This window comes from Flavobacterium cyanobacteriorum (assembly GCF_002251835.1).
Taxonomy (GTDB): Bacteria; Bacteroidota; Bacteroidia; order Flavobacteriales; family Flavobacteriaceae; genus Flavobacterium; species Flavobacterium cyanobacteriorum.
The window spans coordinates 1-11,892 of record NZ_NOXV01000207.1 but is presented as its reverse complement, the minus strand read 5'-3'; the positions used below and the strand labels follow the sequence as shown (position 1 = coordinate 11,892).

The 11,892-nt window shown below is 43.1% G+C and carries 11 protein-coding genes; 7 read left to right on the top strand and 4 right to left on the bottom strand.

The window, feature by feature from the left end; translation table 11 throughout:
- Nucleotides 1-166: 166 nt before the first annotated feature.
- Both CHU92_RS04570 and CHU92_RS04565 read right to left on the bottom strand, forming a co-directional pair.
- Complete coding sequence (locus CHU92_RS04570) at nt 167-1,207, bottom strand: PLP-dependent cysteine synthase family protein (RefSeq protein WP_094413060.1); 1,041 nt, start codon at nt 1,205-1,207, stop codon at nt 167-169.
- 83 nt (nt 1,208-1,290) lie between these two features.
- Complete coding sequence (locus CHU92_RS04565) at nt 1,291-3,423, bottom strand: S9 family peptidase (protein WP_094413058.1); 2,133 nt, start codon at nt 3,421-3,423, stop codon at nt 1,291-1,293.
- 72 nt (nt 3,424-3,495) lie between these two features.
- On the opposite strand from CHU92_RS04565, the gene CHU92_RS04560 reads away from it, so the two are divergent.
- From CHU92_RS04560 to CHU92_RS04550, 3 genes are all read left to right on the top strand, one after another.
- Complete coding sequence (locus tag CHU92_RS04560) at nt 3,496-3,810, top strand: YbaB/EbfC family nucleoid-associated protein (protein WP_094413056.1); 315 nt, start codon at nt 3,496-3,498, stop codon at nt 3,808-3,810.
- Between the two features lie 25 nt (nt 3,811-3,835).
- On the top strand, nt 3,836-4,414 hold the full coding sequence (locus tag CHU92_RS04555; protein ID WP_094413054.1) for a Crp/Fnr family transcriptional regulator: 579 nt from the start codon (nt 3,836-3,838) through the stop codon (nt 4,412-4,414).
- A 62-nt stretch (nt 4,415-4,476) separates the two neighbouring features.
- A complete protein-coding gene (locus tag CHU92_RS04550) occupies nt 4,477-4,857 on the top strand; it encodes a hypothetical protein (RefSeq protein ID WP_094413052.1) in 381 nt (126 codons plus the stop codon).
- Nucleotides 4,858-4,866: 9 nt separating this feature from the next.
- Here CHU92_RS04550 and CHU92_RS04545 read toward each other — a convergent pair whose 3' ends face one another.
- Complete coding sequence (locus tag CHU92_RS04545) at nt 4,867-5,892, bottom strand: threonine aldolase family protein (protein ID WP_094413050.1); 1,026 nt, start codon at nt 5,890-5,892, stop codon at nt 4,867-4,869.
- Nucleotides 5,893-5,943: 51 nt separating this feature from the next.
- Here CHU92_RS04545 and prfB point away from each other — a divergent pair.
- Nucleotides 5,944-7,042 (top strand): peptide chain release factor 2 gene (gene prfB, locus CHU92_RS04540; RefSeq protein WP_129583007.1). Its coding sequence is split into 2 segments (ribosomal slippage): nt 5,944-6,006 and nt 6,008-7,042, totalling 1,098 coding nucleotides; the frame shifts between segments, so codons are not numbered across the junction.
- A gap of 73 nt (nt 7,043-7,115) precedes the next feature.
- Here the strand turns inward: prfB and glmM are convergent.
- On the bottom strand, nt 7,116-8,504 hold the full coding sequence (gene glmM / locus CHU92_RS04535) for a phosphoglucosamine mutase (RefSeq protein ID WP_094413046.1): 1,389 nt from the start codon (nt 8,502-8,504) through the stop codon (nt 7,116-7,118).
- 104 nt (nt 8,505-8,608) lie between these two features.
- Here glmM and CHU92_RS04530 point away from each other — a divergent pair, with 104 nt between their 5' ends.
- Genes CHU92_RS04530 through CHU92_RS04520 form a run of 3 tightly spaced genes read left to right on the top strand, consistent with a single transcriptional unit; the run spans nt 8,609 to nt 11,738 of the window.
- Nucleotides 8,609-9,193 carry an acyl carrier protein phosphodiesterase gene (locus tag CHU92_RS04530; RefSeq protein WP_094413044.1) on the top strand — a complete coding sequence of 195 codons (585 nt, stop codon included), beginning with the start codon at nt 8,609-8,611 and terminating at the stop codon, nt 9,191-9,193.
- Nucleotides 9,190-9,858 carry a DNA alkylation repair protein gene (locus CHU92_RS04525; RefSeq protein ID WP_094413042.1) on the top strand — a complete coding sequence of 223 codons (669 nt, stop codon included), beginning with the start codon at nt 9,190-9,192 and terminating at the stop codon, nt 9,856-9,858. The genes CHU92_RS04530 and CHU92_RS04525 overlap by 4 nt, the downstream gene beginning before the upstream one ends.
- Before the next feature lie 59 nt (nt 9,859-9,917).
- Nucleotides 9,918-11,738, top strand: a complete 1,821-nt coding sequence (locus CHU92_RS04520) for a chloride channel protein (RefSeq protein ID WP_094413040.1) — start codon at nt 9,918-9,920, stop codon at nt 11,736-11,738.
- Nucleotides 11,739-11,892 lie beyond the last annotated feature (154 nt).

Genomic DNA, 11,892 nt, shown 5'->3' with positions numbered 1-11,892 from the left:
GCATCCTCCCCGCCGCCGCGCTTATGGCGGCGGGGAGATATAGCGGACGACGGGACAGGTGTGGCTGGAAATGCCTGTAGCCTGCTGCTCCGGATGCTGTACCGGAAACGGGTGGATATAAAAAAACTCCGCTTAGTACGGAGTTTTCAATTATCATCTTATACAATTACTTTATGAATTCTATTTTTTGTGCTTCCTCGAGGTTTACGCTGTCAAAAAAGCCCTGCTCGTTCATCCATTCGTCGCTAAAGACCTTGCTCATGTAGCGGGAGCCGTGATCAGGGAATATAAGGACTACATTGCTGTTACTATCAAATTCGCCTGCATCGGCATATTGTTTGGCTGCCTGAAGTGTAGCGCCACTGGTATACCCTACAAACAGGCCTTCCTGCTTGGCAATATGGCGAGCAGCATGGGCACTTTCTTCGTCAGATACTTTTATGAACTTATCTATTACATCAAAATCAGTAGCTGTAGGGATAAGGTTTTTACCAAGGCCTTCTATTCTGTAAGGATAGATTTCCTCACTATCAAACTCCTTAGTTTCGTGGTATTTTTTAAGTACTGAACCATAAGCGTCAACACCAAGTATCTTTATGGCAGGGTTCTTTTCTTTAAGGAAACGTGCCGCACCCGATATGGTTCCCCCTGTACCGCTGCAGGCAACAAGATGGGTAATTTTACCGTTGGTCTGTTCCCATATTTCTGGCCCGGTAGTGTTATAGTGGGCATCAATATTAAGGTCGTTAAAATACTGGTTGATGTAAACTGAACCTTTTATTTCTTCGTGAAGCCTTTTGGCCACATTATAATATGATCGTGGATCGTCAGCCGATACATTGGCGGGGCAAACATATACTTTGGCACCCATGGCGCGGAGCATGTCTATTTTATCTTTAGAAGATTTAGAGCTGACTGCCAGTACGCAGTCATAACCTTTAATAATGCTTACCATTGCTACACTGAAACCGGTATTGCCGGATGTTGTTTCGATAATGGTGTCTCCCGGCTTAAGGATGCCTTTCTTTTCAGCTTCTTCTATAATGTAAAGTGCAATCCTGTCTTTTGTAGAATGGCCCGGGTTGAAGGCTTCTACCTTGGCGTAGAAATTTCCTTTTAACCCTTCGGTAACTTTATTGAGTTTAATGAGAGGTGTGTTCCCTATTAATTCCAATACATTATTATAGGCTTTTATTTCTTCTTTCATAAAAAATAAGTTAATCAAGGCGGGCTTAACAAGAATTTTTTTAGCAACCTCAAAACCCTGCAAAGCTAACAAAAAAAATTTAATTACTTTCTAATTCCTTCCAAATCCAATAAAAAACTATACTCTTTGGCTACCTCTTTGATGGCTTCAAAACGGCCTGAAGCGCCACCGTGCCCTGCTTCCATATTTGTATCAAGGAACAGTAGGTTATTACCGGTTTTCATAACCCTCAGTTTAGCGACCCACTTGGCGGGTTCCCAATATTGTACCTGGCTGTCATGCAAGCCTGTTGTAACCAACATATTAGGGTACTCCTGTGCCTTCACGTTGTCATACGGGGAATAAGATTTCATGTAGTTATAATAGTCCTTATCATTAGGGTTGCCCCACTCATCATATTCGCCCGTAGTAAGCGGGATAGTATCATCAAGCATGGTGGTGATAACATCTACAAAGGGTACCTGTGCAATAACGCCCCTGTAAAGATTCGGCTCCATATTTACTATGGCGCCTATAAGAAGCCCGCCCGCGGAGCCGCCCTCTGCATAAAGGTGCTGCGGCGAGGTATATTTTTGTGCAATTACAAATTTTGAGCAGTCAATAAAATCAGTAAAGGTATTTTTCTTTTTCAGGAGTTTGCCTTCTTCATACCATTCACGCCCCAGGTCTTCCCCGCCCCTTATATGGGCTATGGCATAAATAAAGCCTCGGTCAAGCAGGCTAAGCCTCAGTGATGAAAAGTAGGGGTCCATTGAAGCGCCATAAGAACCGTAAGCATACAGCAGCAAAGGATTTTTCCCGTTTTTGGTGATGCCTTTGCGGTACACCATTGATATTGGTATTTTGGTACCGTCCTGTGCGGTAGCCCAAATCCTTTCTTCAGTATAGTTGTTTTTGTCAAACTTGCCGCCGAGCACTTCCTGTTCTTTGAGTACGGTCTTCTGTTTTGTCTTCATGTTGAAATCAATGACAGAAGAAGGTGTTGCCAGCGACTGGTAACTGTACCTAAGTATATCAGTATCAAAATCAGGGTTTGTTGATGTACCTGCGGTATAGGTTTCACTCTCAAAAGGCAGGTAATACTCGCCACTGCCATTCCAGGGGCGTATCCTTATCTTGTTTAATCCGTCCGAACGTTCAGAAATAACGAGGTAATCTTTAAATATCTCAATATCTTCAAGCAGCACATCCTTCCTATGCCCTATGAGGTCTTTCCAGTTATCTTTCCCGGTAGCTGTTTCAGGGGTAACCATCAGCTTAAAGTTGGTGGCTTTGTCTTTGTTGGTTACAATATACCACTTGTCACCATAGTGAGAGATGCTATACTCCAGTCCGCGGGTGCGGGGCTGGAAAATCCTAAACTCGCCGTCAGGTTTGTCAGCTTCCAGGATCCTGTATTCTGACGTAAGGGTGCTCATGGAACCTATCACAAGGTATTTTTTTGATTTTTCCTTGTAAATAAATGTATTATAGGTTTCGTCTTTTTCATGGTAAATAAGCACATCATTATCTGTGGTTGTTCCCAGCGTATGCTTGTGTATCTTTTCTGAACGCAGGGTTACAGGGTCCTTACGGGTATAGAACAACGTTTTATTGTCGCCAGCCCAGGTGGAGCCGCCGGTTGTATTTTCAATTTTTACAGGCAGTATTTCGCCTGTTGCCAGGTTTTTAATCTGTATAGTGTATTGCCTGCGCGATACAAGGTCAACGCCAAAAGCCACCCACTGGTTGTCTTCGCTTACGCTGAGCCCTGCCATGTGAAAGTAAGAATGACCCTTAGCCATCTCGTTGCAGTCAAACATAATTTCTTCCTTTGCCGAAAGGCTGCCTTTTTTGCGGGAATATACAGGGTAATCCTTGCCTTTTTCAAAACGGGTAATATAATAATAGCCGTTATAAAAATACGGAACTGAGGCATCGTCTTCTTTAATCCTGCCTTTCATTTCCTCAAAAAGGGCCTTTTGGAACTCCTTGGTATGGGCGGTCATTTTTTGGTAATATTCATTTTCCTTTTTGAGGTAATCAATAACTTCCGGATTTTCGCGCTCATTGAGCCAATAGTAATTATCAATGCGTACGTCGCCGTGTTTTTCAAGTTTTTTTGGCTTAACAGCAGCCTTGGGTGGAGTAATCAATTCTGTCATTTTTGGTTTGCCGGATTGTGCATTTGCTGCAAAAATAACACAAACGCAACTTAGTAAGGCTTGTTTTTTCATTCTTTTATGAATTGCTATAGTATTTGCAATTTAATACATTTGCAGTATATACAACTTACAAAATTCTTAAAAATGTTTGGAGATATTATGGGAATGATGGGCAAACTTAAAGAAACCCAGCAAAAAATTGAAGAAACAAAAAAAAGGCTTGATAGTGTACTGGTAGATGAGCAGAGCAGTGACGGCCTGCTGAAAGTTACACTGACTGCCAATCGCGGCGTAAAAGCCATTGCTATTGATGATTCATTACTGGAAGACAAAGAACAGCTTGAAGATTACCTGGTATTAGTGCTCAACAAAGCTATAGAAAAGGCTACATCAGTAAATGAGGCAGAACTGGCCGCTGTTGCCAAAGAAGGCATGCCGAACATACCGGGGCTGTTTTAATTTACTAGCTAAATACAATAAGCTGATGACAACCAATCTTCCCGATGAACTGATAAATATACTACTGTCATTTCATCCTTGTGACTATTCCTTTTTGAGTGAACTTGAAAAAGTCGCGGAGCCAGTATTTATTCCCAAAAAAACTGAATGGGTATCTACAGGAAAAATCTGCAATAAAGTGTTGTTCCTGCAGAGCGGACTCTTATACAGTTGCCACGAAGAGGATAATCATACTGTAACTACATGGTTTATGAAAGAGAATGATTTTGTAATTTCTGTAAAAAGTTTTTTTCTGCAGCAACCATCAAATGAAAGTGTAATAGCCCTTGAGGACTGTTTTGGAATTACACTTTCTTTCTCGGCACTAAATAACCTTATTAAAGGCCATAAAAGCTTACTTGAAATTTACTCTAAGCTAATTGAAAAGTATTATGTACTTAGTGAACAAAGGGCTATAAATATGCGAAAGAAGAAGGCTATTCACCGCTATTCCTTTTTACTTTCACATCATCCTGATATTATCCGACGTGTGCCTCTGACTTTAATAGCTTCATACTTACGGGTTAATATAGAGACACTTAGCAGGATACGTGCAAATATTTGACAATTGTCAACTATATTTTCTGAATAAAGCAATTTCTTTGGCTTTTGTCAACCTATTTAAAAATGAAAAATAAAATTTTAAATACCTTATTAATATTTACCCCTTTTATTGTATATCTTGAATGGGGAACTGGCAATAAAAGTTTTTTGTATGAAGCAGAATTGTTGATATTAAAAAAAATTTTCATTAACCCAACTGCTGTACTACATCCTTTCATTATAATGCCGTTGGCAGGGCAACTACTGTTGATTTTTACACTATTTCAAAGATATGCTTCAAAACGTTTAACAGTTATTGGAATGTTATTAATTGCCTTACTTGTAGTCTTTATATTTTTTATTGGCCTACTATCCCTGAATGTAAAGATACTTCTTTCAACCATACCTTTTTTAGCAACTGCCATGGCAACAGTTAATTATTATTTCAAAAATAAAAGACAATGATATTTATTTTTAAATATTCACTTTACCTAACGCCTCCAGCACATACTGGTGCATTACCTCTTTATAATCAAGGTGCGTCACAATCCGCAGCTTCCCTCTTCCAAGTGAACTAATAAATATATTCTTCTGCTTTAGTTTTTCAGTCAGCGCTTCTTCGCTGTATTGTGGCTTTATAGCAAATATTAGTATGTTGGTTTCTACCGGCTCCACTGACTGAACCCAGGGTAATTGCAGCAGCAGCTGGCCCAGTTGTTTAGCCCTCCGGTGGTCTTCCTCCAGCCTTCCTACGTTATTTTGCAGCGCATAAAGCCCGGCGGCTGCCAGATAGCCTGCCTGGCGCATGCCCCCTCCCAGAATTTTGCGTATCCTGAGGGCTTTTTTTATGGTTTCGGCATCACCTGTAAGCAGTGACCCTACCGGGGCGCCCAGCCCTTTTGACAGGCAAACCGAAATAGTGTCGAACAGTTCACCAAACTGTTTTGGGTGCTGCCGCTTAGCCACCAGCGCGTTCCACAGCCGGGCGCCGTCGAGGTGGTATTTAAGGTTGTGCTTGCGGCAAACCTGCTTTATATCCCTCAGCACCTCAAGGTCATAACAGGCACCGCCGCCTTTGTTAGTGGTGTTCTCAATGGCAACAAGGCTTGTAAGCGGGCTGTGGTAAAAATCAGGCGGATTTATGGCCTCTTCTACCTGAGCAGCCGTAACCATACCCCTGTGCCCATCAATAAGCCGGCATGAAACACCGCTGTTAAATGATGCGCCACCGCCTTCATAATTGTAAATATGCGACCACTTATCACAAATAAGCTCTTCCCCGGGATTAGTATGCAATTTAATAGCGGCCTGGTTTGCCATGGTGCCTGATGGAAAAAACAGGGCTGCCTCTTTCCCGAAAAGAGCGGCTACGGTTTCTTCAAGCTCCACAACAGTGGGATCCTGTTTATATACGTCATCACCCACTTTTGCCCTGAACATATGCTGGAGCATTTCGTGGCCGGGACGTGTAACCGTATCGCTAACTAAATTTATTTCCATGTTAATTGAAAAGGATAGCTTATTTTTGCAAAATACAAAACTACATTATTTATGACAAATACCGAACAAATTAAAGGTATTATGGAGCGCCTTGGTGCGCTGAGGAGGTATCTTTGACATCGAAAGGAAACTAATCGAAATTACTAACGAAGAAGAAAAAACATTTGCACCTGATTTCTGGAACAATGCCAAAGAGGCCGAGCTTGTGGTGAAAAACCTACGCTCAAAAAAGAAATGGGTGGAAGATTATGACAAGGGCATGGCTATGGCCGAGGAACTCCAGATACTGTATGAGTTCTGCAAAGAAGGCGAAGCCACCGAAGAGGAGCTTGACAACCACTATGCGCTTACTGTTTCACACATTGAAGGGCTTGAGTTCCGGAACATGCTTTCAGATGAAGGCGACAGCCTGAGCGCAGTATTGCAAATAACGGCGGGTGCCGGAGGTACTGAAAGCTGCGACTGGGCCGGGATGCTGATGCGTATGTACATTATGTGGGGCGAAAAGCAGGGGTATAAGGTTAAGGAGCTTAACTTCCAGGAAGGCGAAGTAGCCGGGGTAAAAACCGTAACCCTTGAGTTTGAAGGCGATTTTTCCTTCGGCTGGCTCAAAGGCGAAAACGGTGTCCACAGGCTGGTGCGCATCTCCCCGTTTGACAGCAATGCCAAAAGGCATACATCGTTTGCTTCCGTGTATGTATATCCGCTTGCCGATGACACCATTGAAATTGAAATAAGCCCGGCTGATATTTCATGGGAAACCATGCGATCAAGCGGTGCCGGCGGGCAAAACGTAAACAAGGTAGAAACGGCGGTAAGGCTGCGCCACCACCCTACCGGCATTATTATTGAGAACTCGGAAACCCGATCACAGCTTGATAATAAAACCAAAGCCATGCAGTTGCTTAAATCACAGCTTTATGAAATAGAGCTGAAAAAGAGGCAGGCCGTGAGGGATGAGATTGAAGCCAACAAAATGAAGATAGAATGGGGATCGCAAATCCGCAACTACGTGATGCACCCTTACAAGCTGGTAAAAGATGTACGTACACAATATGAAACCAGCGATGTTGACAGCGTAATGAATGGTGAAATTGATGCGTTCCTTAAGGCTTACCTGATGATGATGGGCCAAAAGCACGAGGACTAAAATAGTGCTTAAAGAAATGGCTATTCCTAAGATAGGTTTATTATCTTAGGAATAGCCATATATATAGGATGTTTTAAATCCCCGCTACTTGTTTTATTTCATCAATAATACGTACCGCAAGGGCATCAGCCTTATCCTGTGATTTTGCTTCGGTATAAATACGTATTATAGGCTCTGTATTTGATTTACGAAGGTGCGCCCACTCTTCAGCAAAATCAATTTTAACACCGTCAATTGTTGATATATCTTCATTTTTATACTTGCCTGCCATTGCCGCAAGTATAGCATCAACATCAATTTGTGGTGTAAGCTCAATTTTATTTTTGCTCATGTAGTATTGCGGGTATGATGCCCTCAATTTCGAAACGGTCATACCCTGCTCTGCAAGATAAGTAAGGAACAGCGCCACACCAACAAGTGCATCGCGCCCGTAATGGAGTTCAGGATAAATAATACCGCCATTACCCTCACCGCCTATTATGGCATTGTTCTTTTTCATAAGCTCCACCACGTTTACCTCTCCTACCGCACTCGCTTCATAAGTACCGCCGTGCTTTTGTGTAATATCGCGCAGCGCTCGCGATGATGACATATTGCTCACAGTATTACCAGGTGTTTTGCTCAAAACATAATCGGCTACGGCTACAAGGGTATATTCCTCACCAAACATTTCCCCGTTGTCAGAAATGAAAGCAAGCCTGTCAACATCAGGGTCAACCACAATACCAAAATGCGCTTTTTCCTTTACAACCAGTTCGCAAATGTCACCCAGGTGCTCTTTTAAAGGCTCAGGGTTGTGCGGGAAGTGCCCATCGGGTTCGCAATAAAGCTTTACCACCTCAACACCCATCTGCTCCAGTAGTTTAGGAATTATAATTCCGCCTGACGAATTAACCCCGTCAACCACAACTTTAAAATTAGCCTTTTTAACTGCCTCAACATCAACAAGGGGCAGCTGTAACACCTCATCAATATGTATGTCCATGTAAGCATCATTGGCCGTAACAGTGCCCAGGCTGTCCACATCGGCAAAATCAAAAGCTTCACTTTCGGCAATATCAAGTATTTTGGCACCTTCCGCCCCACTGAGGAATTCACCTTTCTCATTAAGCAGTTTCAGGGCGTTCCATTGTTTGGGATTATGGCTGGCAGTCAGGATAATACCACCGTCTGCTTTTTCAAGCGGCACTGCAACTTCAACGGTCGGGGTGGTAGAAAGCCCGAGGTCTATTACATCAATGCCAAGGCCGGTGAGGGTATTCACCACAAGATTGTGTATCATAGGGCCTGATATTCGTGCATCGCGCCCAATTACAACGGTAAGTTTGTCTTTTCCTGAATAATTTTTCAACCACGTACCGTAAGCCGAGGCAAACTTTACAGCATCAACCGGGGTAAGGTTATCGCCTGTTTTACCACCTATGGTGCCCCTTATGCCTGATATGGATTTAATTAGTGTCATATTTGCGTTTTTATTGGTATTGCAAATATAGGATTTTAGATTTCTGATTACAGATTTACTGTTTTAGGATTTTGTTACCGGAAACAATTTCTTACATTAGGGCAATGAATTTCTTAGCACATATATATCTTTCAGGTGATAACCCTATGGTAAGGATAGGCAATTTCATGGCTGATACCATACATGGCCATAAGCCTGAAGAGTTTGCCCCTGATATAAAAAAAGGCATATTGCTGCACCGTGCCATAGACAGCTTTACGGACAGCCACCCTGTTTTCAGGCAGGGCACAAAGCGGCTGCACCCTGTGTACCACCACTATGCGGGGATAATAGTTGATATTTTTTATGATCATTTCCTTGCTAAAAACTGGGAACTTTACCATCCTGTTCCGCTTACCCGGTTTGCGCAGGAGTTTTATGCACTGTTGCATGAAAATGAAAATATCCTTACACAGCGTACCCTAAACCTGATGCCCCACATGATAAAACACAACTGGCTTGCCAGCTATGCCACCATTGAAGGTATTTCGCGTATTTTGATGCAGATGGACCATCGTACAAAATATAAATCAGGAATGGGGCAAAGCGTTAATGAGCTGAAAGAATTTTATGTGGAGTTTGAAGAAGAGTTCGGTATTTTTTTTAATGCCGTAAGGGCTTTTTCAAAAGAAAAACTTCTGGAGCTATGAGTAATTTCATCAATGAACTTGAAAACGTATTTACCACGAATGCATCAGCTGAAAATGCTGTTGCCATGGAAAAATATATGAAGGGCCACTTCCCTTTTTTTGGTATCAAGACTGATATGAGGCGTTCACTGCACAAGGATATAGCCTTAAAGTACCGGGATGAACTAAAACAAAACGCAAGGGAAGTTGCAGCAGCATTGTATATTAAAGAGCAACGGGAATACCACTACAGCGCCATTGACCTGCTTATGAAAGAACTGAAAAAGAATTTCAGGGATGATGATATAGTACTTATTGAACATTTGCTGGTAACAAAATCCTGGTGGGACAGCGTTGACCTTGTATCAAAATACCTTCTGGGGGGTTACCTTGAGCAATACCCTGATAAAAAAGAGGAAACGGTAAGCCGGTTTACTACATCTCCAAACATGTGGCTAAACCGCTCAGTGTTGCTGTTCCAGTTGGGCTATAAGAACAAAACCGACCAACAGTTGCTTTTCAGGGAGTGCCTGCGGCACAAAGATTCAAATGAGTTTTTTATCCAAAAGGCTATTGGCTGGGCATTGCGCGAATATGCAAAAGTAAATACGGCTTCGGTGAAGGATTTTGTTGCGAAGGCAGGGTTAAAGCCACTAAGCGTAAGGGAAGCCCTAAAAAATGCATAATCTCCTTTAAAATCCTTGCAAATAAAGTAAATTAGCATTTTAAACCCACCCTTAAATAAATGCCAAGAAGAGCTATTTCAAAATTCCTGCTGTTTTTACGGCACAACGTGCGCCGCATGGAAGCATTTTTTTTCCTGCTGAAGAGCCTGTTGTCCGAAAGGCATTTCATTTATTTTTCGTGTGTGGCCGTGGCAATATCCACATCATTGGCTGTTATTTTGCTAAAAACGTTTGCACACAATGTTTTCCTTTTTGCCAACTACATCAATGGCTACTTAAAACTGCCTTATATAAACAGTATATTGCCTGTTGTAGGCATTTTACTTACGGTACTCGTAGTCCGCAAAGTGCTTGATGGCAGTATTGAAAAAGGCAGTTCGGGTATTTTATATGCCGTAGCAAAACGGGGTGGCATTATGCCCCGGAAGCAGATGTACGCACAGATAATCACCAGTTCCTTAACTGTGGGGCTGGGCGGGTCTGCAGGGCTGGAGTCGCCTATTACCATCACAGGGGCGGCATTCGGGTCTAATTTTGCACGAAAATACAAGCTTTCGCAAAAAGACCGGATACTCCTGCTGGCCTGTGGTGTTGCCGCGGGTATTGCCGCGGCCTTCAACGCGCCTATTGCAGGGGTGCTTTTTGCCATAGAAGTTGTGCTTACCGATGTAACTATCACCGCTTTTATCCCGATAATGATATCAGCGGCTACCGGTGCGCTGGTTTCCACCATAGTGCTTAATGAAGAAGTTTTGCTGTCATTCAGGCAGCAACAGTCTTTTGATTACCATAACATACCTTATTACGTGCTTTTAGGGCTTTTGGCAGGCTTTGTATCCGTATATCACGCCAGGAGGTTCCGCAAAACAGAGAGTTTCTTTAAAAAAATGAAGGCTAAGGGGTATCGTAAGGCTCTTTATGGCGCCATACCGCTTGCATTGCTTATATTCCTCTTCCCTACCCTTTTTGGTGAAGGGTACGAAAGCATAAAAACGTTATCTAACGGTGATGCTGCTTCGTTGCTTGAGAATACCCTCCTCGAAGATTTTAAACATAATGGCTGGGTGGTACTTGGTTTTGTGGGCATAACCATGATGATAAAGGCTTATGCAACAGGCCTTACCCTTGCCAGCGGGGGCAACGGCGGAAACTTTGCGCCTTCCCTGTTCGTTGGCTCGTACCTTGGCTTTTTTGTTGCCAAACTGGTGAGCCTTACAGGGCTTGCCAAAGATATCCCCGTGGGCAATTTTACCATTGTGGGCATGGCAGGTATCCTCAGCGGCCTCTTCCACGCGCCGCTAACAGCCATTTTCCTCATCGGTGAAATAACAGGCGGATATAACCTGATGGTGCCGTTAATGATTGTTTCCTCCATTAGCTTTGCCGTATCAAAACAATTTGAAAATTACTCCATGGACGTGAAACACCTGGCCGATAAGGGGCAGGTATATACAACCGATAAAGACCGGAACATCCTCTCGGGGATCGACCTGCTCCATGTGGTAAATACTGGCCTGAAAACCCTTTCGCCAGATGATAAACCTGAAAATGTCATTGCCCTCCTCACCGAAACATCACAACTCATTTTTCCTGTTACCGACGAGAAACACCGGCTATTAGGCATTGTAGATTTTAACCGCAACAGGCAGGTACTTTTCAGCGCTTTCAGGATAAAGTACAGTACCCTGCAGGAAATTATGTCAATACCTGAAGAAACAGTTGCCATTGACGATTCCACGGAAACCGTCATGCAAAAGCTGGAAGCCACAGGAAGCGATTACCTTGCTGTTACAAAAGACAACAGGTACTACGGAATTGTATATAAAACCCATATACTCGAAGCCTACCGCCAAAAACTCCGCGAAATGGTCATAGAATAAACTACAGCTGGTATTACCCCTTTAATAATACCCCTTTATGTATACCCAAAATACTTATCTTTAGGAGCAGCCGGCTAAGCACCATTTTGCCGGGGCCTGGCCTGCTATCCGCTCTATCTCCCCGCCGCAAAAGCGGGCGGCGGGGAGGATGCCG